Annotated in this window: 22 protein-coding genes; 14 read left to right on the top strand and 8 right to left on the bottom strand. The window is 61.1% G+C overall.

All coding sequences use genetic code 11. From position 1 onward, the window contains the following. Nucleotides 1-40 precede the first annotated feature (40 nt). Nucleotides 41-616 (bottom strand): PEP-CTERM sorting domain-containing protein, encoded by a 576-nt coding sequence (locus ABNT42_RS15725; protein ID WP_348698517.1) that lies wholly within the window; start codon nt 614-616, stop codon nt 41-43. A 205-nt stretch (nt 617-821) separates the two neighbouring features. Here ABNT42_RS15725 and ABNT42_RS15720 point away from each other — a divergent pair, with 205 nt between their 5' ends. Next, nucleotides 822-2,195, top strand: coding sequence for a 2-hydroxycarboxylate transporter family protein (locus ABNT42_RS15720; RefSeq protein WP_348698515.1), 1,374 nt, complete (start codon nt 822-824; stop codon nt 2,193-2,195). 6 nt (nt 2,196-2,201) lie between these two features. On the opposite strand, the gene ABNT42_RS15715 is transcribed toward ABNT42_RS15720, so the two are convergent. Continuing rightward, complete coding sequence (locus ABNT42_RS15715) at nt 2,202-3,578, bottom strand: GGDEF domain-containing protein (protein ID WP_348698513.1); 1,377 nt, start codon at nt 3,576-3,578, stop codon at nt 2,202-2,204. 17 nt (nt 3,579-3,595) lie between these two features. Then, nucleotides 3,596-4,444, bottom strand: coding sequence for a pyruvate, water dikinase regulatory protein (locus tag ABNT42_RS15710; protein WP_348698511.1), 849 nt, complete (start codon nt 4,442-4,444; stop codon nt 3,596-3,598). 152 nt (nt 4,445-4,596) lie between these two features. Between ABNT42_RS15710 and ppsA the strand changes: the two genes are divergently transcribed. From ppsA to ABNT42_RS15675, 7 genes are all read left to right on the top strand, one after another. Next, the gene (ppsA, locus tag ABNT42_RS15705; RefSeq protein WP_348698509.1) at nt 4,597-7,026 is read left to right on the top strand and encodes a phosphoenolpyruvate synthase; all 2,430 of its coding nucleotides are present in this window, start codon (nt 4,597-4,599) and stop codon (nt 7,024-7,026) included. Between the two features lie 187 nt (nt 7,027-7,213). Continuing rightward, a complete protein-coding gene (locus ABNT42_RS15700; RefSeq protein ID WP_348698506.1) occupies nt 7,214-7,639 on the top strand; it encodes an NfeD family protein in 426 nt (141 codons plus the stop codon). 36 nt (nt 7,640-7,675) lie between these two features. Then, nucleotides 7,676-8,605 (top strand): stomatin-like protein, encoded by a 930-nt coding sequence (locus ABNT42_RS15695; protein ID WP_348698504.1) that lies wholly within the window; start codon nt 7,676-7,678, stop codon nt 8,603-8,605. A 314-nt stretch (nt 8,606-8,919) separates the two neighbouring features. After that, nucleotides 8,920-9,294, top strand: a complete 375-nt coding sequence (locus tag ABNT42_RS15690) for a response regulator (RefSeq protein WP_348698502.1) — start codon at nt 8,920-8,922, stop codon at nt 9,292-9,294. Between the two features lie 44 nt (nt 9,295-9,338). Further along, nucleotides 9,339-10,124 carry a hypothetical protein gene (locus tag ABNT42_RS15685; RefSeq protein WP_348698500.1) on the top strand — a complete coding sequence of 262 codons (786 nt, stop codon included), beginning with the start codon at nt 9,339-9,341 and terminating at the stop codon, nt 10,122-10,124. 92 nt (nt 10,125-10,216) lie between these two features. Further along, the gene (locus tag ABNT42_RS15680) at nt 10,217-10,633 is read left to right on the top strand and encodes a DUF4259 domain-containing protein (protein ID WP_348698499.1); all 417 of its coding nucleotides are present in this window, start codon (nt 10,217-10,219) and stop codon (nt 10,631-10,633) included. Between the two features lie 6 nt (nt 10,634-10,639). Beyond that, on the top strand, nt 10,640-11,491 hold the full coding sequence (locus ABNT42_RS15675) for an NAD-dependent protein deacetylase (protein WP_348698497.1): 852 nt from the start codon (nt 10,640-10,642) through the stop codon (nt 11,489-11,491). Between the two features lie 51 nt (nt 11,492-11,542). Here the strand turns inward: ABNT42_RS15675 and smpB are convergent, their stop codons facing one another. Further along, complete coding sequence (smpB, locus tag ABNT42_RS15670) at nt 11,543-11,992, bottom strand: SsrA-binding protein SmpB (RefSeq protein WP_348698495.1); 450 nt, start codon at nt 11,990-11,992, stop codon at nt 11,543-11,545. A 75-nt stretch (nt 11,993-12,067) separates the two neighbouring features. On the opposite strand from smpB, the gene ABNT42_RS15665 reads away from it, so the two are divergent. The 6 genes from ABNT42_RS15665 to ABNT42_RS15640 all read left to right on the top strand — a co-directional run bounded on the left by ABNT42_RS15665 (nt 12,068) and on the right by ABNT42_RS15640 (nt 19,372). Then, nucleotides 12,068-12,499 (top strand): type II toxin-antitoxin system RatA family toxin, encoded by a 432-nt coding sequence (locus ABNT42_RS15665; RefSeq protein ID WP_348698493.1) that lies wholly within the window; start codon nt 12,068-12,070, stop codon nt 12,497-12,499. Continuing rightward, complete coding sequence (locus ABNT42_RS15660; protein WP_348698491.1) at nt 12,492-12,776, top strand: RnfH family protein; 285 nt, start codon at nt 12,492-12,494, stop codon at nt 12,774-12,776. Before ABNT42_RS15665 ends, ABNT42_RS15660 begins: the two co-directional genes overlap by 8 nt. 116 nt (nt 12,777-12,892) lie before the next feature. Next, nucleotides 12,893-16,186, top strand: a complete 3,294-nt coding sequence (locus ABNT42_RS15655) for a response regulator (protein ID WP_348698489.1) — start codon at nt 12,893-12,895, stop codon at nt 16,184-16,186. An 8-nt stretch (nt 16,187-16,194) separates the two neighbouring features. Beyond that, nucleotides 16,195-17,403 (top strand): hypothetical protein, encoded by a 1,209-nt coding sequence (locus ABNT42_RS15650; RefSeq protein WP_348698487.1) that lies wholly within the window; start codon nt 16,195-16,197, stop codon nt 17,401-17,403. Nucleotide 17,404: 1 nt separating this feature from the next. Next, nucleotides 17,405-17,845 carry a hypothetical protein gene (locus ABNT42_RS15645; protein WP_348698486.1) on the top strand — a complete coding sequence of 147 codons (441 nt, stop codon included), beginning with the start codon at nt 17,405-17,407 and terminating at the stop codon, nt 17,843-17,845. A 36-nt stretch (nt 17,846-17,881) separates the two neighbouring features. Further along, the gene (locus tag ABNT42_RS15640) at nt 17,882-19,372 is read left to right on the top strand and encodes a response regulator (protein ID WP_348698484.1); all 1,491 of its coding nucleotides are present in this window, start codon (nt 17,882-17,884) and stop codon (nt 19,370-19,372) included. Here ABNT42_RS15640 and ABNT42_RS15635 read toward each other — a convergent pair. From ABNT42_RS15635 to ABNT42_RS15620, 4 genes are all read right to left on the bottom strand, one after another. Next, entirely contained in the window at nt 19,341-20,576 is a 1,236-nt protein-coding gene (locus tag ABNT42_RS15635; RefSeq protein ID WP_348698483.1) for a hypothetical protein, read from the bottom strand. The two genes, ABNT42_RS15640 and ABNT42_RS15635, sit on opposite strands and share 32 nt — an antisense overlap. 43 nt (nt 20,577-20,619) lie before the next feature. Next, nucleotides 20,620-21,141: a gluconokinase gene (locus tag ABNT42_RS15630; RefSeq protein ID WP_348698481.1), complete on the bottom strand. Its 522-nt coding sequence runs from the start codon at nt 21,139-21,141 to the stop codon at nt 20,620-20,622. Beyond that, entirely contained in the window at nt 21,138-22,166 is a 1,029-nt protein-coding gene (locus ABNT42_RS15625) for a LacI family DNA-binding transcriptional regulator (protein ID WP_348698479.1), read from the bottom strand. The genes ABNT42_RS15630 and ABNT42_RS15625 overlap by 4 nt, the downstream gene beginning before the upstream one ends. 62 nt (nt 22,167-22,228) lie before the next feature. Further along, nucleotides 22,229-22,738, bottom strand: coding sequence for a DUF4124 domain-containing protein (locus ABNT42_RS15620; protein ID WP_348698477.1), 510 nt, complete (start codon nt 22,736-22,738; stop codon nt 22,229-22,231). Nucleotides 22,739-22,741: the final 3 nt, after the last annotated feature.

Raw genomic sequence — 22,741 nt, 5'->3', positions numbered from 1 at the left:
CTGCCAATCGGCAGCTTTTTTGTCTTTGCTGTGCGCTATATCAAGCGCGTTTGCGACGGCGTGCGATCAGACCCACCATGCCTAGGCCGGCCAGCAACATGGCGTAGGTTTCCGGTTCTGGCACAGGCGCTGCCATACTGGTCTGGTACAGGGTGGCATTCGAGATGGAATCGACCTTGTTGATGATGCTGAATACGCCCGTGGTGCCGGCATCGAAGCGGTAGAACGCCGTCAGATTATTGTCTTTGACGGCATCCTTGCCCGTGCCTTCCTTGATGACGCCGTAGTGCACACCGATCACGGTGTCGCCGTACAGGGTCTTGTTGAAGTTGAAGGATGCGGCGCCACTGATATTGCCCAGCATATTGGCGTCGGCAGCGGGGCCCGTCACGCTTACCTTCCAGTCAGCCAGATCGGAGCGCACGGTGCTCCAGGTGGTGGCATTGCCGTTCAGGTTGCCATCGAAATAGCCGAGGCAGCTGACAGGGACGGACTTGCCTGCCACGACGACTTCGATAGACGATCCGGAGCAGGTCAGATTGCTGGCGGCAGCCGTACCCGATGCCAGTACCAGACTCAGTGCAGCAACAGCCGGTGCGAATTTAATGAGCTTCATTTGAGTTTTCCTATTGACAACGGTTATTACTGCATCTAGGACTCAAGAATAGCACGGAAAATATCCAATGTGCATTTATTTTTTCATTTAAGCACTATTGGTGATTTTTATGGCAATTTCTGTTGCTTCTGCATCTTGGTGGCAGAAAGCCTTTTGAAAGCTAGTGGTCATTACACTCCTGCCAGAACCAGTAACAGGAGACTTTATGAAACCGCAAACTTCCCACTATCCGGCCAGCGTCAGCCCCATCCATGAGCATGGCACGCAAGCCATCCAGACCCGCACCCCGTGGCATATGCTGGCGTGGCGAGCCATGGAGCTACGTATCGGTCTGGTGCCGCTGCCCATCTATCTGCTGCTGTTGGCACTGATAGGCGGTTTCGTCTACATGGGCAAAGTGCCGACGGATATTTCCGTCTCGATCGCGGTGCTGGCCGTGGGCGGCTTCACCTGCGCCGAATTTGGCAAGCGCATGCCGCTATTGCGCCATATCGGCGCGGCAGCAATCTTTGCGACCTTCGTACCGTCCTTCCTCGTGTACATCCACGCCATGCCGCCTGTGCTGCTGAAGAACGTGGCCGAATTTACCAAGAATAGCAACTTCCTCTACCTGTTCATCGCCTCCATCGTGGTGGGCAGCATTTTCAGCATGGACCGCAATGTGCTGATCAAAGGCTTTCTGAAGATCTTCGCACCGCTGGCCGCCGGTACGGTGGTGGCGGCACTGGTGGGCACTGCCGTGGGTACGGCGCTGGGCATGAGCTGGCAGCACACCCTGTTCTTCATCGTGGTGCCTATCATGGCGGGCGGTGTGGGCGAGGGCGCCATTCCCCTGTCCATAGGCTACGCCGCTATCCTCGGTCAGGCCCAGGGTGAAATCTTCGCCGAAGTGCTGCCGCCCGTCATGCTGGGCAGTCTGAGCGCCATTCTGATGTCGGGCGCGCTCAATTTTGTCGGCAAACGCTATCCCCATCTGACCGGCGAAGGGCGCTTGCAGCCCGGTGCGGAAGATGATCTGCGCGTTGCCGAACTGCCGGCCGGTGCCGTCGATGTGGGGCAGATTGCTGCCGCCGGCCTGACCGCGATTAGCTTGTACATGGTAGGCCTGATGTCGCACAAGCTGTTCGAGTTTCCTGCACCGGTGGTGATGCTGTTCGTGGCTGTGCTGCTGATGCTGTGCCGCGTGGTCTCGCCACAGTTGCAGCAGGCTTCCGGCGTGGTCTATAAATTTTTCTCCACGGCCGTAACCTATCCGCTGCTGTTTGCCATCGGCGCTGCGCTGACGCCGTGGGAGAAGTTGATCGCGGCGTTCACGCTGGTCAACCTGATCACCATCGTTGCCACCGTGGCCACCTTGATGGCAACCGGCTTTGTGGTGGGGCGTTTGCTGAAGATGTATCCGATCGAGACTGCCATCATCAATGCCTGCCACAGCGGTCAGGGCGGCACGGGCGATGTGGCAATTCTGACGGCGGCCAACCGCATGCAGATGATGCCGTTTGCCCAGATCGCCACCCGCATCGGTGGCGCCATCGTCGTCACGCTGGCGCTGTTTGCCCTGGCGCGGGTGGGGCTGTAAGCGGCGCTAGGGCGCCAGTACTACGCGGTTGCGGCCCGATTGCTTGGCCTCGTACATGGCGGCGTCGGCCCGCTTGACCAGATACTGGTGATCGGGATGGCCGTCGAATAGCGCGAGGCCTATGCTGGCGGTGACGCTGACGGAGCGCCCCTGCGATAGCGAGAACGGGCTGGTTTCGAACTTGCTGCGGATCAGTTCTGCGATCCGCAGGGCCGATTCCTGCGTCACTTCCACCAGCATCACCAGCAGTTCTTCACCGCCGTAGCGGAACACGAAGTCGCCATTGCGTACGCTCGATAGCAGCAGCGAAGAAGCCTGCTGCAGCACCAGATCGCCGGCGTCGTGACCGTGGGTGTCATTGACCCGCTTGAAGTGATCGAGATCGATCAGCATCAGGGCGAAGCTGCTCTTGCGCTTCTGGCTGACGTTGATTTCGCGGCTGATTACAGCCGGCAGGAAGCGCCGGCTGAATAAGCGGGTCAGGGCGTCACGGCCGTTCTCGGCTTCCTGATTGCGCTCGAACAGCGTGGCGAGCAGGAACTTCAGGTTGTCGACTTCATCCTGCAGATCGCCGACCCGGTCGATTTCGCCCGCTGCGCCGTCGCGTGGGCGCAGCAGCGGCAGTATCACGTTATCGATACGCTCGATGATATCGACGATATGTTCGACTTCGCTATCGCCCTCGAACATGGCAATGGCTTTGTGGTGGAACCACATGCCGAATTCCGATTTGCGCAGTGCCGGCAGGGGCGCAGGTCCGGCCCGATGCAGTGCCAGCATGACTTCGTTAGTCCATTCCATCAGCACGGCGCGTTGGCGCTCGCGTTCCACGCCCACGTTCTGGCCGATGGCAAACAAACGATAGGCCTCGTCCGTGCGGGCTTCGCGCTGGCTGTTGCGTTCATACGAAACGCTCATCAGTTCCAGCGCCAGATCGATCAGTCCGTTCGCGTAGGTGCTGGCTTGCGCGCACAGCTGGGCGTCGCTGAATTCCCCGGCCAGCGACAGGTGCAGATGGTGTTTGAGCAGACGCGCGCCCCGTGACACCAGATGCACCGGCAGCTGGATGCGGGCGTGGACTTCCCCCACCAGCCGCTGATGGGCGACGATGCCGGCAGTATCGTCCATCGGATGGCGGAAGATTTCGCGCAGCCAGCGCGTCATCGACTGATGCAGGCGCTGGTGTACTGCCTCGGCACTGAGGAATACGCTGGCCTGCGGGTGGCTCAGCATGTGCTCATAAAAGTAATGGGCCAGTTTTTCGCCATCGCGTGTCATCAGGCGGTCCAGCGCGGCGCGGCAAGGCTCGGGTGTTGCCAGCACGATCGCCGACCATTCGGCTGCCGCGCTCTGGTCGTAGGGGAGGGAATTCTGCCTTTGCATGCTGCCTTTCTGCCAACTTAGTAGTCGCGCCGGTTAGGTTTGATTTCCTGCAAGATGGTGGTCGAGATTTCCTCGATCGACTTGGCGGTGGACGACAGCCAGCGTATGCCTTCCCGCTTCATCATCATTTCTGCTTCGTTGACTTCATAGCGGCAGTTCTCGATCGACGCATATTTACTCCCGGCGCGGCGTTCATTGCGGATCTCTGCCAGACGTTCAGGGGTAATGGTCAGGCCGAAGATCTTGTTCTTGAATTCGTACAGCGAGGAGGGCAGGCGGCCCCGTTCGAAATCGTCGGGGATCAGCGGGTAGTTGGCGGCCTTGATGCCGTACTGCATGGCCAGATACAGGCTGGTCGGGGTTTTGCCGGAACGCGACACGCCCACCAGAATCACATCGGCCGAAGCGAGGTTTTTATGCGACTGCCCATCGTCGTGTGCCAGCGAGAAATTGATCGCTTCGATACGGTTTTTGTATTCTTCGCTGTCAACTATATTATGCGAGCGACCAATAGTGTGGGTCGACATGACGCCCAGTTCTTGTTCCAAAGGTGCAACAAATGTCTGGATCAAGTCCATGTGCATACCTTTGCACTGACGGATGATCTGCGACAGTTCAGTCTTTACCAGGGTCGAAAAGATGATTGGTCTGTAACCATCAGTTGCAAACGCTTCGTTAATTTTACGTGCAGCATCGTGTGCTTTATCGACCGTATCGATGAAAGGCAGGCGAACTTGACGGAACCGCAAGTCAAACTGGGTCAGCACGGAGTGACCAAAAGTTTCAGCAGTGATACCCGTGCCGTCGGAAACAAAAAACACGGTACGGGCAGCGGAAGGCAGGGGGGAACGTTGTTCTTGTGTCATGAGAGATGCGCCAGTCATTATTGTGGATCGTCAATTTGCGTCGCAGGCTGTAGAATGGACGGCAATGGCAAGATTGTGCTGCACGACGAACAGAATAACAAGAAACATGTCTGCGCCTCGCTGGAAGATTTCTATCATCAAAAGGTGTAATTATGTCCAACGCAGCATTGAAGGAGCAGAACAACGACGCGGTTTACGTTGCTTCGTTTGAAAACTTGCGCATGACGGATGTTGAATCCGTCGGCGGCAAAAACGCCTCTCTGGGCGAAATGATCAGCCAGCTGGCCGGTGCCGGCGTGCGCGTGCCCGGTGGCTTTGCCACCACGGCACAGGCATTCCGTGACTTCCTGTCGCACAGCGTCGACGGCGGCAAGCCGCTGGCCGAACGCATCGCCGATCGTCTGGCCGATCTGAACATCGACGACGTACGTGCTCTGGCGCAAGCCGGCGCGGAAATCCGTCAGTGGATCGTCGATACCCCGTTCCAGCCTCGTCTGCAACAGGAAATCGAAGCGTTCTACGCAGCGCTGGTGGCTGATTCCAGCACCGAAGTCTCGTTCGCCGTGCGTTCCTCGGCCACCGCCGAAGACTTGCCGGACGCTTCCTTCGCCGGTCAGCAGGAATCCTTCCTCAACGTGGTCGGCATCGAAAACGTGCTGGACGCGATGAAACACGTGTTCGCTTCCCTGTATAACGACCGCGCCATCTCCTACCGCGTGCACAAAGGCTTCACCCACGCCGAAGTGGCACTGTCGGCCGGTGTGCAGCGCATGGTGCGTTCCGATCTGGGCGCTTCCGGTGTGATGTTCACCATCGACACGGAATCGGGCTTCAAGGATGTTGTCTTCGTCACTTCCAGCTATGGTCTGGGCGAAACCGTGGTGCAGGGCGCCGTCAATCCGGACGAGTTCTACGTCCACAAACCGATGCTGGAAAAAGGCAAATCGCCTGTGATCCGCCGCAACATCGGCTCCAAACTGATCAAGATGGAATTCACCAACGAAGCCAAAGCTGGCCGTTCCGTGAAAACCGTCGATGTGCCGGTGGAACTGCGCAACCGTTACTCGCTGAACGACGAAGAAGTGGTGGAACTGGCCAAGTACGCCGTCATCATCGAAAACCACTATGCTCGTCCGATGGACATCGAGTGGGGCAAAGATGGCCGCGACGGCAAGCTGTACATTCTGCAGGCCCGTCCTGAAACCGTGAAATCGCAGCAGAAAGCCACCGACGTACAGCAGCGTTTCAAGCTGAAGTCGACCGGTACTGTGCTGGCTTCCGGCCGTGCGATTGGCCAGAAAATCGGCGCCGGTCCCGTGCGTGTGATTACCGATCCGTCGGAAATGGAACGTGTACAGCCGGGTGACGTACTGGTGGCCGACATGACCGACCCGAACTGGGAACCGGTGATGAAGCGCGCTTCCGCCATCGTCACCAACCGTGGTGGCCGTACCTGCCACGCCGCGATTATCGCGCGTGAACTGGGCGTGCCGGCTGTGGTCGGTTGCGGCGATGCGACCGATGTGCTGAAAGACGGCACGTTTGTCACCGTATCGTGCGCCGAAGGCGACGAAGGCAAGATCTACGACGGCCTGCTGGAAACGGAAGTGTCGGAAGTGTCGCGCGGCGAGCTGCCTAAGCTGCCGACCAAGATCATGCTGAACGTGGGTAACCCGCAGCTGGCCTTCGACTTCCAGGCTGTGCCGAATGCCGGTGTGGGTCTGGCCCGTCTGGAATTCATCATCAATAACAACATTGGCGTACACCCGAAAGCCATTCTGGAATACCCGAATATTGATGCAGATCTGAAAAAGGCAGTGGAATCCGTGGCCCGTGGTCACGCTTCGCCGAAAGCCTTCTACGTCGACAAGCTGGCCGAAGGCGTGGCCACCATTGCTGCCGCGTTCTGGCCTAAGCCAGTGATCGTGCGTCTGTCGGACTTCAAGTCCAACGAGTACAAGAAGCTGATCGGCGGTTCGCGCTACGAGCCGGACGAAGAAAATCCGATGCTGGGCTTCCGCGGTGCGGCCCGCTATCTGGCCGACGACTTCGCCGGCGCCTTCGAAATGGAATGCCAGGCCATGAAGCGCGTGCGTAACGACATGGGTCTGACCAACGTCGAGATCATGGTGCCGTTCGTACGTACGCTGGGTCAGGCGGAAAAAGTGGTGGGCCTGCTGGGCAAGAATGGTCTGGTGCGTGGCGAAAATGGCCTGCGTCTGATCATGATGTGCGAAGTGCCGTCCAATGCGATTCTGGCCGACCAGTTCCTCGACCACTTCGATGGCTTCTCGATCGGTTCCAACGACCTGACCCAGCTGACGCTGGGTCTGGACCGCGATTCCGGTATGGCGCTGCTGGCAGCCGACTTCGACGAGCGCGATCCGGCCGTGAAAGCCATGCTGGCCATGGCCATCAAGGCTTGCCGTGCACGCAACAAGTACATCGGTATCTGCGGTCAGGGTCCTTCCGACCATCCGGACTTCGCCGTCTGGCTGATGGAGCAGGGCATCGAATCGATGTCGCTGAATCCGGACTCGGTGATCGATACGTGGCAGAAGCTGGCCACGCTGGTGAAATAAGCCAGTAAAAAGAATTGACGTAAGCCGGGATTGGTATAGACTGCGGTTGTCGCATTAAGGTTTCAACAACACCATTAATACCTCACCGCTTACGTTGTCTCTGAAAACCCTCGCAGCCCTGACGGGCTTGCGGGGGTTTTTGCATTGTATTTATGTGTTTTGTTTAATCGCCTGAAAGGAGAACAGTATGTCGGACTGGAGTTTGTGGCTGATGGCCGCGGGCGCAACGGTCATCATGGAAATGTTCAGCGGGACCTTCTACCTGCTGATGATAGCGCTGGGCCTGATTTCAGGCGCACTGGCGGCGGTGCTGGGCTTCGGCATGGCCGCGCAGACCTTGCTGGCGGCGCTGGTGGGCATGCTGGCGACGGTGTTGTTGCGCCTGAGCCGCTACAGCCCCGAGCAGATTGCGCAGGCGGCAGGGCGTGATCCTAACCAGCATCTGGACATCGGCCAGAGCGTGCAGGTGAGCGAATGGCAGGATGGCATGGCGCGGGTGATGTACCGCGGTGCGCTGTGGGATGTGGAGCTGGAAGCCGGTGCGACCCCGCAAGCGGGCCTGCACACCATACGCGAAGTGCGCGGCAGCCGCCTGATCGTGGCCGCCGCCTGAGTGCTGCGCCAGTCATAACAACTTTAAGGAGTAGGTATGGATATCAGTTTTGGTAACGTCAGTCTGATCCTGTTTATTGTCGCGCTGGTGTTCGTCTTCAAGACCATCAACGTGGTGCCACAGCAGCATGCGTGGGTGGTGGAACGGCTGGGGAAATACCATGCCACGCTGGGGCCCGGTCTGAATATTGTGATTCCGTTTATCGACCGGATCGGCTACAAGCACGTGCTGAAAGAGATTCCCCTCGATGTGCCGCCGCAAGTCTGTATCACCAAGGACAATACCCAGTTGCAGGTGGATGGCATACTGTATTTCCAGATTACCGATGCGATGCGGGCTTCCTACGGTTCCTCCAACTATATAGCCGCCATTACGCAGCTGGCCCAGACCACGCTGCGTTCCGTGATCGGCCGTATGGAGCTGGACAAGACCTTCGAGGAGCGCGAGCATATCAACACGGCCATCGTCAACGCCATCGATGAATCGGCCGCCAACTGGGGTGTGAAAGTATTGCGCTACGAGATCAAGGATCTGACGCCGCCCAAGGAAATTCTGCATGCCATGCAGGCCCAGATTACGGCCGAGCGGGAAAAACGCGCGCTGATTTCCGCTTCGGAAGGACGCAAGCAGGAACAGATCAATATCGCCAATGGCGAGCGCGAAGCCCAGATCGCCCGCTCGGAAGGTGACAAGCTGGCGGCCATCAACCGTGCGCAGGGGCAGGCGGCCGCCATCGTGGCACTGGCCGAAGCCAATGCGACGGCGTTGCGTCAGGTGGGCGAAGCCATCAGCGCGCAGGGCGGTGCCGATGCCGTCAACCTGAAAGTGGCCGAACAGTACGTGGGCGCCTTTGCGCAACTGGCCAAAACTAATAACTCCATCATCATTCCTGCCAATCTGGGCGACATGGGTGGCTTGATAGCAACAGCTATGCAGGTAGTGAAGCACCAGCCGCCGCGCAGCTAGTTCGTGCGTCACCGTTGGTTGCGCCCCTGCATCCGGCCGGATGCAGGGGCTTTTTTATTGCTAGTGAGGGCAGCTATTGTGACGGCAAGCAATGAATTTCTTAAGTGAACTATTAAAAATTGGAAAGCGATAGATAAATATAGAAAACTCTCAATTGACTTGGACAAAATGTAGTGGAATAATGAATTTACTGAATTCAGTAAATTCAGCGAAAATATTAAATAGACTATGTTTCAGACTGGCTTCGTCCCTGACCAGCAGGTATGAGCTGTGCCGTCAACCGTGCTATCCACCGTATCGAAAGGAAGACCATCATGAGCAAAACGATAATGATCGTTGACGACTCTCCCACCATGATCATGAGTATCAAGAGCAATCTGGAAGGGGGGGGCTTCAATGTGCTGACGGCGGATGACGGGGTCACGGCGATGACGGCCCTGCGGGGCGGCGCCAAGCCGGATCTGATCATCACCGACATCAATATGGCCACCATGGGGGGGCTGGAGCTGATCCGCGAAGTGAAGGCATTGCCCGGCTTCCGTTTCACGCCCATCCTGACGCTGACCACCGAGAGCGATGCCAGCAAGCGTGGTGAAGCCAAGCAGCTCGGTGCGACCGGCTGGCTGGTGAAACCCGTGCTCGGTGTGGAACTGGTTCGGGTAGTGAAACAGGTGCTGCCGGCTCACTGAGCCGGCGCGATGGAATGACGGGATCTAGCTAACGAGGTGACATGATGAGCGATATGTCTGCAAACGGCAGTGCTGTGCAATATGCGCATGTACTCGATGAATATGCTTTGCTGGTGCAGTGCCTGCGCCAGCTGAACGGCTGCCGCAGCTATCAGGAGGTGGCCGTGGCGCTGCTGGAAATTACCGCCCGCTTCGGTCTGGATGGGGTGATCCATATGCGCGTGGGGGGGCTGGAACAGACCATCAGTGCGGCCGGACAGGATGTGGCGGCAGAAGTGGCGATGGTACGCCATGTGCGCGAGATGGATCGCATCGTCGCCTTCCGCGACAAGGCGGCCTACAACTTCGAGCGTATTACCATCCTCGTCAACAATATGCCGCTGGCCGATGCTGCGCTGTGCGGCCGTCTGCGCGACCATCTGGCGATCGCCGCCGCGGCGGCCGATGACCGGCTGGCCGTGCTGCGCACCATGCTCGATAACGCTAGCGGCATCGCCGCGCTGGAAAATATCCTCGCCATGCTGGATCAGACCCGGCAGGAATACCGCGTGCGCCTCAGCGAAGCGCGCGAGCGCAGTGGCCAGAGCATGGAAACGCTGGTGGAGCAGGTCAATGACATGTCGCAGGACTTCGATCTGAGCTCGGCGCAGGAAGCTGCCATGATTAGTGCGATCCGCCGCGCCGGCCAGCGCATCGTCGCCGGTTTTGATCTGGCGCCGGTGGTTGCCGGGGCGCTCGATCAGCTAGTGGATGAACTGGAACAGATCGTCAGCCGCGAACCGGCCAAGGATAACACTGGCGAGGCTTTGCCGACCATCGAGCTGTTCTAGCAGTTGCCCGCACGCCGGATGCCGCTCTGCTAAGATGCTGGCTGAAAACGGCTGGGCAGGTGCCCGCCGGTGCACGCAGCGGGAGACGAGCAATGGGTACATGGGCAGTGGATGCTTTCGGCAATGACTATGCGCAGGACTGGGCTGAAGATCTGGCGCAGGTGACGTCGCTGGAAGCGGTGGAAAACACGCTCGACGTGGCTTTGCAGACGGCCGGCGGCATGCTGGAAGCACCGTATGCGGTGGAAGCACTGGTGGCGATCGAAGTGCTGGCGCGCCTGCAGGGCAAGGGCGGGGCGCAGACGGAAGATAGTCGTGCGGTCGATACATGGGTGGCTGCACGCAAGGCCAAGGCACGCGTGCGCAGCGATCTGGCCGAGAAGGCGCAGCAGGTACTCGAGCTGGTGCTGGCGCCAAGCTGCGAACTGCGCGAGCTGTGGGAAGACAGCGAACATTATGCCGAGTGGACTGCCAGTGTGGCCGATCTGCGCGCGCGCCTGCAGGCCTGAAACAGGATGCAGACGGTCGACACTAGCCAGCTGGCGCAACTGGCAGAATTCCTCGAACGGCACCGCAATGTGCTGGTGCTGACGGGGGCGGGCCTGAGTACCGCATCCGGCATTCCCGACTATCGCGATCAGGACGGTGTGCGGCGCGGCCGTGCGCCGATACAGGGGCCGGATTTCCGCAAAGACCCGGCCGTGCAGCGGCGCTACTGGGCGCGCAGCATGGTAGGCTGGCCGACGCTGGCGCAGGCTGCGCCGAATGCGGCGCATCACGCGCTGGCGCAACTGGAAGCGGCGGGGCGCATCGGTGCCATCATCACGCAGAATGTGGATGGCCTGCACCAGCGTGCGGGCAGCCGTCAGCTGATCGAACTGCACGGGAATATCCACGGCGTGCGCTGCCTGCAATGCCACACCATCCATCCCCGTGCCGCCATCCGGCAATGGCTGCTTGACCATAATCCCGAGCTGGCGGCCAGTGCCACCAGTGAGGACGCCGATAGCGTGGTGCCGGAAGTGCGTCCCGACGGCGACGCCGAGGTGGAGCTGGCAGCCATGCAGCGCTTCCATATGCCCGTATGCGCGGCGTGCGGCGGTACGCTGCAGCCGGATGTGATTTTCTTCGGAGATAATATTCCGCCCGCAAGGACGGCGGCGGCGCTGGCACTGGCCGAACAGGCCGATGCACTGCTGGTGGTGGGGTCGTCGCTGATGGTGTTTTCCGGCTTCCGCTTCTGCAAGCTGGCCGCCGCTGCGGGCAAGCCTATCGCCGCCATCAATCTGGGCAAGACCCGCGCCGATGATCTGATCAGTTTGAAACTGGCCGCCTCGGCGGCCGATGTGCTGCCGCGCCTGCTCTAGCCGTCGCCATAGCTCAGGCCGGGCGCAGAGCAGGGGAGGGGCGAGGTGGGATTAACGGCGGTGGGTCTTCATGGCGGCCGCCACTTCCCGCTTGTTGTCGCGGTCTTTCTCGCTGGCGCGCTTGTCGTGCATTTTCTTACCCTTAGCCAGCCCGATTTCGCATTTCACCCGGCCGCCCTTGTAGTGCAGATTGAGCGGCACCAGCGTATAGCCGGAGCGCACCACCTTGCCGATCAGCTTATCCATTTCCTGCCGGTGCAGCAGCAGCTTGCGGGTGCGTACGGCTTCCGGATGGATGTGGGTGGAGGCCGTGGGCAGAGCGCTGATGTGGGCGCCGAACAGGAATAGCTCGTCGCCCTTGATGGTGACGTAGGCTTCCTTGATCTGCACGCGGCCATCGCGGATGGCCTTGACTTCCCAGCCTTCCAGCACGATGCCCGCTTCATAGCGGTCTTCGATGAAGTAGTCAAAAAAGGCTTTTTTGTTATCAGCTATGGTCATGGGATGGTATCGGTTAAACTACTGCTACGCGGGTTTTTTCGCGAATAATTCAACATCATAGCAAATGGTTAGCGTATGGCAGTAGTGCACAAGTCAGTTTTACTCGGTTACAGCGCCCGGCAGATGTACGATCTGGTGGCTGCCATCGAGGATTACCCCCAGTTTCTGCCATGGTGCGGGGCGGTCGAAATCAAGCAAAGACATGATGATCAGGTAGTCGCCAGTGTCGGCATCAACTATCGTGGCGTGCGCCAGAGCTTTACCACTTCCAACCTGAACACGCCGCCGTCGGAAATCCGCATGCAGCTGGTCGATGGTCCGTTCAAATGTCTGGACGGTGTGTGGAGTTTCAAGGCCCTGCGCGAGGATGCCTGCAAAATCGAGCTGGACCTGCACTACGAGTTTTCCAGCGCGCTGCTGGCCCAGTTGGTGGGGCCCGTATTCGGCATGATCGCCAACAGCATGGTGGATTCCTTCTGCAAACGGGCGGAGGCTGTGTATGGCTGAGCATATGCTGAATATCGAAGTCTGCTACGCCAGCGACGAGCTGCAATTTCTGCAAGCTTTGCAGGTGCCGGCCGGTAGCACCATCGCTCAGGGCATCGCGCTGAGTGGTCTGGCGCAGCGTCTGCCCCAGCTCGATCTGCAGGCTATGCAGGTGGGCGTCTACGCCAGGAAGAAGACGCTGGACACACCGCTGCGCGAGCATGACCGTATCGAACTGTATCGCCCCCTGATCGCCGACCCCAAGCAGGCACGCCGGCGCCGCAAAGCCAGCGTCTGACAAACCAACACTATTGCCGTAAATCTACACGGCAGCGTGACTTTTTGTTCGTTTTTTAGGCATTCTGTTCTATTCTTGTGCTATCGCCCGATCCGGCCAAGAATGCTGTCCCGCCTATGAAATTACGCAGAATTTCTGCATGGTTTTCGTTTCTCGTGCTGCTCTCGCTGGCGGCTAATGGCTGGCTGATTATTCTGATCCGTCAGGCCCATAATGAAATGCTTTCTTCGCAACAGTACCGGCAGGATGCGCTGGCGCTGACGCATGGCCTACATCAAGAAACCGAACAGCTGGCCCAGCTGGTGCGCGCGTTCACGCTGACGGGCGAAACTCGCTACCTGTTTTATTACTACGATATTCTCGCGATCCGCGAAGGCAGCAAGCCGGCGCCGGCCAACTACAACCCCATGACTTACTGGGACGATGCCATCGCGGGACTGCTGCAACACCAGCTGCCGGAGCAGGGGCGGCAAGTGTCGCTGGCCGAGAAGATGAGGCAGGCCGGCTTTGGTGCGGCCGAATTTCAGGCACTGAATCAGGTGATTGCCGCCACGGCTGCCATGAACAAGATCGAACAGATCGCGTTTGCTGCCACGCAGGGCTTGTACGATCCCGTGCAAGGCGATTTTGTCGATGATGGCGAACCGCGCCGCGACTATGCCAGCCAGCTGGTCTACAGCAAGCAGTACAGCGAACTCAAAGCCGATCTGTCGCGCGCCGTGAATGCGCTCAGTGCCATTACCGATAGCCGCACCAGTGCGGAGATGGATATGGCGGCCCAGCGACTGGAGCGGCGCATCGCCATTTCGCTGGCGTCGATGGCGCTGACGGTGCTGCTGGTGCTGGCCGCGTTTCAGGTGGTCAGGCTGAAGGTGCTGGCGCCGATCACGCGTCTGGGACGGGCAGCGCGCCAGTTGCGCGGCGGCGATTACAGCACCCGTTATGGCGATGTGGCGGCCGCGCGCAGCGGCCCGCGCGCGGTGGAAGAGGTGCAGCAGCTGGGCAGCACGCTGGATGGCATGGCGCAGGCCATCGAGGGCGATATTGCGGCGCGCGCCGCGGTGCAGCGCGAGCTGGAAGCAGCGCGCGCGCAGGCCGAAGCGGCAACGCAGGCCAAGTCCATGTTTCTGGCTAATATGAGCCACGAGATCCGCACGCCGATGAATGCCATCATCGGCATGAGCCATCTGGCGCTGGAGACGGAGCTCAATGCGCGCCAGCGCGATTACGTCAGTAAAGTGCATCAGGCGGCCCGTTCGCTGCTGGGCATCATCAACGATATTCTGGATTTTTCCAAAGTCGAAGCCGGCAAGCTGCGGCTGGAAGAGGCGCCGTTCCGGCTGGAGGATGTGCTGGCCAACAGCATGTCGCTACTGAGCATGGCGGCGCGTGACAAGGGACTGGAACTGCTGCTCGATGTGGAAGATCCGCAGTTGCTGGGCGAGCAGGGCATGCTGAGCGGCGATGCGCTGCGGCTGGGGCAGGTGCTGACCAATCTGCTGTCCAACGCCGTCAAATTTACCCAGCGCGGTTATGTGCGGCTGTCGGTTGAAGTCGCCGAGCGTAGCGACACGGCGCTGATGCTGCGCTTTGCCATCCGGGATACGGGCATAGGCATGACGGCTGAACAGGTAGCCAATCTGTTTCAGGAATTTACTCAGGCCGACGGTTCTACCACGCGCCGCTTCGGCGGGACGGGGCTGGGCCTGACCATTTCCAAGCGGCTGGTGGAGCTGATGGGCGGTGCCATCTACGTGGAGAGCGCACCGGAACAGGGTTCCAGTTTTGTGTTCAGCGCCCGCTTTGGCCGTGCCGCTGCCTACCCAACTGCGGAGGCGGAGGCGGCCGGCGCGGTGAGCGCCAGCACGGCGCTGGCTAGTCTGAGCGATCTGCGCGTGCTGGTGGTGGATGACCAGCCAGAGGCGCGCACGGTGCTGCAGCATCTGCTGCAGGCGCTGGATGTGGCGCAACGCGGTGCAGGCTGTATCGACACGGCCGACAGCGCAGCGGCGGCGATCGCGCAGGTGCAGGCAGCCCAGGCGCATGGCCAGCCGTATGACCTGCTGTTGCTGGACTGGGTGATGGCACCTGCCGGCGGCGACACGGTGCTGGCAGCGCTAGACGGGCAGGCGCCTGTCACCGCCATTGTTTCGGCCTATGATGCCGAGCACCTGCATATCAGCGCGGGCCGGCTGGGCGCGCGCCACTTCCTGGCCAAGCCGGTGCTGCCGGCGGCGCTGCGCGAGCTGCTGGCCAGCGTAACGGGGCAGAACGGTGCCATGGATAGGCTGCCGCAACGCCAGCAGGCCACTGCACTGGATGGCATGCGGGTGCTACTGGTAGAAGATAATCCCCTTAACCAGCAGCTGGCGTGCGAGCTGATGCAGGGACGCGGCGTGCAGGTGACGGTGGCCGAGCATGGGCAGGCGGCGCTGGACCTGCTGGCAGCGGTGCCGCCCGATCACTACCATGTGGTGCTGATGGATTTGCAGATGCCGGTGATGGATGGCTACGAGGCCACGCGCAGACTGCGTGCCCAGCCGGCGTATGACGCGCTGCCGCTGATCGCCATGACGGCGCACGCGCTGGTCGAAGAACGCGAACAGTGTCTGGCGCTGGGCATGAATGGCCACATCGGCAAACCGATAGAGCCGGATGAACTGTATGCGGAACTGGCGCGTCACTACGCCGCGCCCACTTTATCTGCTGACGGCACGCCGCAGTCTGGCACGCCAGCGTTCGCTGGCGTGGATGCTGCGGCTAATGCAGATGACGCCGTAGCAGCCGGCGATGCCGGCGACGCAGCGCTGGCCGGTGCAGCTATCGCGCTGCCCGCCAGTTCCGGTCTGCCGGCCATCGCGGGGCTGGATGCGGTGGCGGGTCTGCGCCGCTGTGGCGGCAGAGTGTCACTGTATCGTGGCATGCTGGAACGGTATGGTCAGGAGTTCGCGCAAATGCTGCCGGCGGCGCAGGCATTGCTGGCATCCGCCCAGTGGCCGCAAGCGGAACGGCTGGCCCACACCCTGCGCGGCTTGAGCGGCACCATAGGCGCGGCTGGCGTGGCCGAACTGGCAGCAGTGCTGGAACGCGCCTGCCATAGCCAGCAGAGCGCTGCTGCGCAGGCGGCACTGGTGGCCTTGAGTGAGCCGCTACAAAGCCTGCTGGCGCAATTGCCGCAGCCTGCTGCGCCCATCGATGGCACCAGTGCCGGTGCCGCCTTGCCAGACTGCCTGCCGCAATTACGTGCTCTGTTAGCCGATAGTGATGGCGACTGCATCGCTCTGTGGGAACAGCATCGTGCGGCATTTGCCGCGGCACTGCCGGTGGACGTGGTGCAGCAGATCAGCCATGCACTGGAAAATATTGACTTCGATACGGCACTGTCGCTGCTGCCGGAATCCATTACCTGAAACCGCCTATGAAGAAATTAGCTACCACGTATCTGAGCCGCCGGCGCCGTGCCGCGCTGTGCCAGCAGGCCGTTGCCATGGCCGCGCTACTGGGCGGGCTGCCGGCTCTGCATGCTGCAGAGCTGAGCTGGTCCGGCTTTGCTACCGCCGGCTATGCCGTCTCCGATCGCTCCTATCGCTACGAGCGCTATGTAGATCGCAGCGGCAGCTTCGAGCGTGACAGTCTGGCCGGCGTACAGCTGGTGGCCGAGCTGGCGCCGCGCTGGAGCGCCACCGTACAGGCCACGCTGGCGCCTTCCGTCAGCAATGACCAGCGCTGGGACGCCCGCCTGCAATGGGCGTTTCTGTCCTACCGTCTGAGTAACGACACGCTGCTGCGCGCCGGTAAGCTGCGCATGCCGATGTATCTGTTCTCGGAAAATATGCAGGTGGGGGCTTCCTACGCCGTCATGCATCTGCCCACGGAAGTGTATTCCACCGCCCCCACCAACGATTACACGGGGCTGGCGTTCAGCCGCAACTGGGCGCTGGCGGCGGGCGAACTGGGGCTGGAAGCCTATGCGGGGCGCACCAGCCTGACGGCACGGGCCCAGCCCGGCGCAAGCTCGGCAGGCGAACTGCATACCCGTTCTGGCGGCGTGGTGCTGGCCTACCGCAACGAGGATGATGTCTGGCGCATGGGCTGGCAGCGCGCCCGTATCCGCGTTGACGGCATGGGGCAGGGCAGCGCGCCCGCTGCGGGCACGCAGGGCGGTAGCGATATCGCGCCCGGAGTGCCGCAAGGAGGCGACAGCGATGGTATCGATACGCGGGTGGCGCTGCTGGGCGCCGATCTGCATTTCGACGGCGACTGGCGCGTGCTGGGCGAGTATGCGTGGCGCCATGCGCCGCATGCCGTCACACCGAAAAATTCGCAGGGCGCCTATCTGACTTTGCTGCGTCCCGTGGGCAAATGGACGCCGTATGTGACGCTGGCCCGATTGCTGTCGGACCGGGCGGCCCGGATTGCGGAAGGCACGCGTGGCGGGGTGGATGACCAGCGCTCGCTGGCGCTGGGTGCGGCCTACAGTCTGAGCCCCAGCAGCAAATTCAAGCTGGAATGGATGCATGTGCAGATCGGCACCAGCAGTAGCCTGATCGACCATGGCATGGGTACGGCCGTGGTGCAGCATCAGGGTTTGAATCTGCTGTCGGCTTCCTACAGTGTGGTGTTCTGATATGGTCCAGCGCATAGCACAAAACAGATGGCGGCTGGCCTGCAGCCTGCTGGCTGCCAGTACCTTCGCTGGCGCCGCTCCGCTGGCACTGGCCGGCGTGGTCGTGATCGGCAATGGCAATCTGCCCCGTCTGGATGACGCTCAGGTGCAGAAAATCTATAGCGGCAAAGTGGTCGAGGTGGCTGGCGTGACGGTGGCGGCAGTCAATCTACGCAGCGGCAATACGGTGCGCGCCCATTTCCTGCAGACCTATCTGAATCAGGATGAGGAAAAGTACACGGCCTACTGGACAGTGCGGCGCTACATCGGCAAAGGCACGCCGCCGCGCGAACTGGCTAGCGGGGCGGAAGTGGTGAGCTTCGTCCAGAGCACACCGGGCGCCATAGGCTATGTGGAAGATGCCGATCTCAAACCGGGCTTGAATATACTGCTGCGCAAATAGGCGCAGCCTGTCTTGTTGATGGAATAGGGAGGCGTTTTGGGTCAGCCGACAATACTGGTAGTCGATGATTTTGCAGTGATGCGCGATCTGGTGGTGCACCAGCTGAAGCTGCTGGGCATGACGGACGTACAGACGGCCAGCAATGGCGAAGATGCCCTGAAGCTGCTGGCCAGCCGCAAGTTCACGCTGGTGCTTTCCGACTGGTCGATGCCCGGCATGAGCGGGCTGGAACTGCTGCAGCAGGTACGCGCTCATCCAGCACTGGCGCGACTGCCCTTCATACTGGTGACGGCGGAGATACAGCGCGAAAAAGTGGCGGCAGCGATCGAAGCCAGAGTGAGTGACTTCCTGCTCAAGCCGTTCCGCCCCGAGGAACTGGAACGCCGTATTCATGCTGCGCTGGGTGGCCAGCGGCTGGCGCCGTCCGTGCAGCCGGCGGCGGCAACGGCTGCGCCGCTGCCACAGCGCCAGACGGTGCTGGTGGTAGACGATACGCCGGCCAATCTGACGCTGGTGGGCGGCCTGCTGCGCGACGACTATCAGGTCAAGCTGGCGGCGCGCGGCGACAAAGCTTTGCAGCTATGCGCTGCCAGTGCGCCCGATCTGGTGCTGCTGGATCTGATGATGCCGGAGATGGATGGCTTCGAAGTGTGCCGCCGCCTCAAGGCCGATCCCGCCACGGCGCATATCCCCGTGATTTTCCTGACCGCTGTGAGCGATGCCAGCCGCACAGTGGAAGGTCTGGCGCTGGGCGCCGTCGATTATGTCAGCAAGCCGATCGAGCCTATGATACTCAAGGCCCGCGTGGCCACGGCACTGCGCACGGCGCGCGACCGCGAGAACCTGCGCGCCCAGTTCGATCTGGCACTGGAGAATGCCCGTTTGCGTGAAGAGGTCGAGCGCATCACGCGGCATGATCTGCATAATCCGCTGGCCGCAATTATCGGCATGAGTAGTGCCATGCTGCTGGCGGGGCAGTTGAACGAAGCGCAGAACCAGCAGCTGGTAGCGATCGAACGTACGGCCAACGATATGCTCGATATGCTGAAACTATCCGCGCTGCTGCTGCGCATGGAGGCAGGCGATTATCGCCCGGAGCAGACGCCCGTCGATCTGGCCGCGCTGCTGCAGCGGGTAGCCGATGAAAGCCGCGGCATCTGCGCCGGCCGGCAGATCACCATTGCGCTGGCGCTGGGGGCAGCGCTTAGCGTGTCCGGCAACCCGCTGCTGCTGTATTCCATGCTGCATAATCTGGTGCGCAATGCCACCGAGGCTAGCAGCGCTGGCGATACGGTCAGCATTACACTGGCCGCCGGCGGCGAAATCCGCATTCATAACCGCGCAGCCGTACCGGAAGTGATGCGCGCACGCTTCTTCGAAAAATACGCTACGGCAGGCAAGGAGAATGGCAGCGGACTCGGTACGTATTCGGCCCGGCTGATTACAGAAGCGCACGGCGGCAGCATCAGCATGACCACTTCGGAAGTAGACGGTACTACGCTGACGATCGTACTGCCTGCAAGATAAACTCACGCATGGCGGGCTGGCGGAAGAATTCCGTATGCCAGACTTCACTCTGGCGTGCCTGCGGCGTACCGAATTCCAGCAAGTTGGCCGGTGCCGGTGCGGGCTCTGGCAGCAGCACGCTGTCGTAGGGGACGATGACATCGTTATCGGCATTGATCAGCAGGTGGTTGATCAAGGCACCCGTCTGTTCCAGTGCCGAGCCGCCATAGGCAAAATCGGCGCGCGCATAATAGATACTGGCCTGTGCTAGCAGACTGCCGGCCTGCGCCAGCTGGGTTTGCAGGTCCGAGTGGCTGGCCAGCGCTGCAATGCTAGGTCGCTGCAAGCCCTGATTGAGCGCCAGCCGCGCCAGTGCGATCACGAGATCCAGCCCCAGCGCGCCGCTGATCGTGGCCAGCAAAGCAGCGATATTCAGGAAGCTCTGCACATCGGCGGGCTGAGCCAGCGGCGTGCCCTGATTGGCGGCCGCGACAAAAATTGCTGTGCCGGCGCTGGCGATGCGGCCTTGCCGCGCGGTGCTGATGGCGGCGAGAGTGGGATCCGCTATGCTGTGTGGTCCGCTGCCGGCCAGCAGACTGCGTACCAGCAGCCCGCCACGGCTGTGGCATAGCAGGTCTAGCTGCCACTGGCTATCGGGCGGGATCAGTTGCAGCAGATCGAGCGCATTCTGCTGCGGTGTTTTGGCGATCGTCCAATGGTCGTAGCCGTACACTTGTCCCTGATAGCGTTGCAGCAGCGTGGCCAATGTGCCGGCCCGCTCCAGCTCGCAGAACGCCCCTTCGCAACTACTGCAAATGCCGTGGACTAGCAGGAGTACTTTGCGTCCCCGCGAAGCGGCCAGATCCTGCGGGCTGGCGCGCTGCTGCCAGCCCGCGCCCAGCTTGAGCAGGCGTTCCGGTTTGCTATGGCGCTCCATGCTTTCGATCATGTTCTGGGTAATCTCTTCGCGCACGCGCACAGCGGCATGCACCAGCCAGTCCATGGCCGACGCGGCGGCGCTATTGAGCCGCGGGGCGCGGTGATCGGGGAAAATGAACTGGATGCAGCCGGTATCCTTGTTGCGCACGATGTTGAGATTGCTGTCGGCAATCTGCGCGGCGCTCAGCGGCATGCTGATGGCGGCTAGTGTCAGGGGCGGACGGACGACATCGCGCGCAGCATCGTTCAAGGCGCGCTGCAATTGTTCCTGCTTGGCCAGATTCATGGCGCTCTCCCGCTAGGCGGCGACAGCTCCAGTGTACCTGCAACTAGCGCAAGCCTGCGCCGGATAGCCGCAAGATAGTGTGCACCAGATCGGCCGTGCTGTGACGGATATCGAGCACGATGCCGGCTTCGTCGGCCTGCAGTGGCTGCAAGGTGGCCAGCTGGCTGGCTAACAGGCTGGGCGGCATGTAGTGGGCATTGCGGCCGGCCATGCGCTGCGCCAGCAAGGCCGCTTCTCCATGCAGGTGGGCAAAACGCAGCGCGGGATCGGCAGCACGCAGGCGGTCACGGTAATGCCGTTTCAGCGCTGAACACGAGAGCACATAGCCGCCATGCTGCTGGCGCGCGCGGCGGATCTCGTGACCCAGCGCCACCAGCCAGTCGGCACGATCGGCGTCACTGAGGGCGATGCCGGCACTCATGCGGGCAATATTGGCCGGAGAATGGAAAGCATCCCCCTCGATGAAGGGCTGCTGCAAGGCTTGCGCCAGTTGCTGTCCCACCGAGGATTTACCGCAACCGCTCACGCCCATCACCACCCAGCCGTGTGCAGTGGATGCGTTCATGCGCTCTCGCGTGCCATCAGCGTGAAGCCGAGGTCGATGTGGCGTGCGGCCGGAGTTTCCCCTTTGATCAGTGCGCGCAGCAGGGTGGCCGCTTCAAAGCCGATGCGGTAGCGCGGCGTGCTGATGGTGGTCAGGGTAGGGTTCATCCAGGCCGAGGCGGGCAGGTCGTTGAAACCGCAGATAGCCAGCTGGTCGGGAACGCTCAGATTGCGGCGCTGGGCTTGAAACACGGCGCCTTGGGCTAGATCGTCATTGCAGCAGAAGATTGCATCGCAATCGGGGGCCTGCTCCAGCATACGGTCCAGCAGGGCAGCGCCCAGTGCAATGGTGGAAGGCTGGGCGACCATCACTTCCAGTTCCGCTGCGGCCAGTCCCGCATCCTGCATGGCTTGGCGGTAGCCGTCGGCACGGCGCAGGGTGCGCTCGTCCAGCTGGGCGCCCATGAAGCCGATGCGGCGGTAGCCACGGCTGATCAGGTAGCGCGTCATGGTCTGACCGGCAGCAAATTGCGAGAAACCCACCGAAGGCTGATCGCCTTCGCCTGCCAGATCCATCATGGAAACCAGCGGCATGGGGCTGCCTGCCAGCAGTTGCTGTACGCGCGGGCAGGGGCTCAGACCCGTAAGCAGCATGCCATCCGGTGCCGATTGCAGGTAGGTGGTGATGAGTTTCTCTTCTTCCCGTTCGGAATAGCGGGTATTGCCGATCAGGATCTGGTAGTCGTCGCCTTCCAGCGCGTCTTCGATACCGGCCAGCACTTCGGTGAACACAGCGTTCGACAGCGAAGGCACCAGTACGGCGATGACTTTGGACTGGGACGAAGCGAGCGCACGGGCGGCGCGGTTAGGCACGTAGCCGAGTTCGGCGACGGATTGCAGTACGCGGTCGCGCAGGGGCTGGGAAACCAGACCGGGCTGGGTCAGCGCCCGGGATGCCGTCATGGTGGCAACCCCGGCGTGCCGCGCAACCATGGCCAAGGTGATGCGTCCGCTGGCGCGGCCCTTGTTTACGGTAGGCTTTAGCATGTCAGGTTGCAAAGAAAATGGATCGCACATGATACGGCAGCTTGCCCCGTTTACAACAGGGGCTATTTGCAGGCAGCCAACACTTTGCGGTTGTTTTTTTCCTGTTCGGCCCGTTCTGCGTCTGTCATAAAGTGACGTTCGCCGTTTTTATCGTACGTTGCGATACGGATGCCATCGCTAATGGCTTGTTGATTCTTTCGGGCAATTTCGCAATTGGCCGTCTGTTCGGCCCGCTGGCGGGTTTGTTCGGCAGCTTTGTCGGCCGCCGCCCGCGCTTCAGTGTGGCGGCGCTGGTAGTCTGCTTCGCGCTCGGCCAAGGTGGTGCTGTTGCGTGCCGGTGCAGCGGGCACCTCTGGCGCGCTGGCGTCGGGATTGAAGCTGGCCTTGCCGGGGGCTTTCAGGATGCGTTTTTCCGGCACGCTGGGCGGCGGTGGCCGGTCCGAGAACTGCTTGACACCTTTTTCATCGATCCACAGGTATTGCGCGTGAGCCGCCGTGCCAGCCACTAGTAGGCAGATGCCGGCTAGTGCAGCGGGAATAAACTGGTGGCGGGCGCGGTGTAGTAGCTTCATAGA

The sequence above is a fragment of the Duganella fentianensis genome (genome assembly GCF_964031615.1).
Lineage (GTDB): Bacteria > Pseudomonadota > Gammaproteobacteria > Burkholderiales > Burkholderiaceae_D > Rugamonas > Rugamonas fentianensis_A.
Note: the sequence above shows the minus strand (reverse complement) of the source record. Positions and strands in the feature narration are given on the sequence as shown.

What these genes read in the sequence shown, in the direction of transcription:
- ABNT42_RS15690 (WP_348698502.1), top strand. Translation starts at nt 8,920, where the DNA reads ATGAGCAAAACGATAATGATCGTTGACGACTCTCCCACCATGATCATG.
- ABNT42_RS15685 (WP_348698500.1), top strand. Translation starts at nt 9,339, where the DNA reads ATGAGCGATATGTCTGCAAACGGCAGTGCTGTGCAATATGCGCATGTA.
- ABNT42_RS15645 (WP_348698486.1), top strand. Translation starts at nt 17,405, where the DNA reads ATGGTCCAGCGCATAGCACAAAACAGATGGCGGCTGGCCTGCAGCCTG.
- ABNT42_RS15650 (WP_348698487.1), top strand. Translation starts at nt 16,195, where the DNA reads ATGAAGAAATTAGCTACCACGTATCTGAGCCGCCGGCGCCGTGCCGCG.
- ABNT42_RS15630 (WP_348698481.1), bottom strand. Translation starts at nt 21,141, where the DNA reads ATGAACGCATCCACTGCACACGGCTGGGTGGTGATGGGCGTGAGCGGT.
- ABNT42_RS15710 (WP_348698511.1), bottom strand. Translation starts at nt 4,444, where the DNA reads ATGACACAAGAACAACGTTCCCCCCTGCCTTCCGCTGCCCGTACCGTG.
- ppsA (WP_348698509.1), top strand. Translation starts at nt 4,597, where the DNA reads ATGTCCAACGCAGCATTGAAGGAGCAGAACAACGACGCGGTTTACGTT.
- ABNT42_RS15725 (WP_348698517.1), bottom strand. Translation starts at nt 616, where the DNA reads ATGAAGCTCATTAAATTCGCACCGGCTGTTGCTGCACTGAGTCTGGTA.
- ABNT42_RS15635 (WP_348698483.1), bottom strand. Translation starts at nt 20,576, where the DNA reads ATGAATCTGGCCAAGCAGGAACAATTGCAGCGCGCCTTGAACGATGCT.
- ABNT42_RS15695 (WP_348698504.1), top strand. Translation starts at nt 7,676, where the DNA reads ATGGATATCAGTTTTGGTAACGTCAGTCTGATCCTGTTTATTGTCGCG.
- smpB (WP_348698495.1), bottom strand. Translation starts at nt 11,992, where the DNA reads ATGACCATAGCTGATAACAAAAAAGCCTTTTTTGACTACTTCATCGAA.
- ABNT42_RS15620 (WP_348698477.1), bottom strand. Translation starts at nt 22,738, where the DNA reads ATGAAGCTACTACACCGCGCCCGCCACCAGTTTATTCCCGCTGCACTA.
- ABNT42_RS15625 (WP_348698479.1), bottom strand. Translation starts at nt 22,166, where the DNA reads ATGCTAAAGCCTACCGTAAACAAGGGCCGCGCCAGCGGACGCATCACC.
- ABNT42_RS15660 (WP_348698491.1), top strand. Translation starts at nt 12,492, where the DNA reads ATGGCTGAGCATATGCTGAATATCGAAGTCTGCTACGCCAGCGACGAG.
- ABNT42_RS15675 (WP_348698497.1), top strand. Translation starts at nt 10,640, where the DNA reads ATGCAGACGGTCGACACTAGCCAGCTGGCGCAACTGGCAGAATTCCTC.
- ABNT42_RS15665 (WP_348698493.1), top strand. Translation starts at nt 12,068, where the DNA reads ATGGCAGTAGTGCACAAGTCAGTTTTACTCGGTTACAGCGCCCGGCAG.
- ABNT42_RS15715 (WP_348698513.1), bottom strand. Translation starts at nt 3,578, where the DNA reads ATGCAAAGGCAGAATTCCCTCCCCTACGACCAGAGCGCGGCAGCCGAA.
- ABNT42_RS15720 (WP_348698515.1), top strand. Translation starts at nt 822, where the DNA reads ATGAAACCGCAAACTTCCCACTATCCGGCCAGCGTCAGCCCCATCCAT.
- ABNT42_RS15655 (WP_348698489.1), top strand. Translation starts at nt 12,893, where the DNA reads ATGAAATTACGCAGAATTTCTGCATGGTTTTCGTTTCTCGTGCTGCTC.
- ABNT42_RS15680 (WP_348698499.1), top strand. Translation starts at nt 10,217, where the DNA reads ATGGGTACATGGGCAGTGGATGCTTTCGGCAATGACTATGCGCAGGAC.
- ABNT42_RS15700 (WP_348698506.1), top strand. Translation starts at nt 7,214, where the DNA reads ATGTCGGACTGGAGTTTGTGGCTGATGGCCGCGGGCGCAACGGTCATC.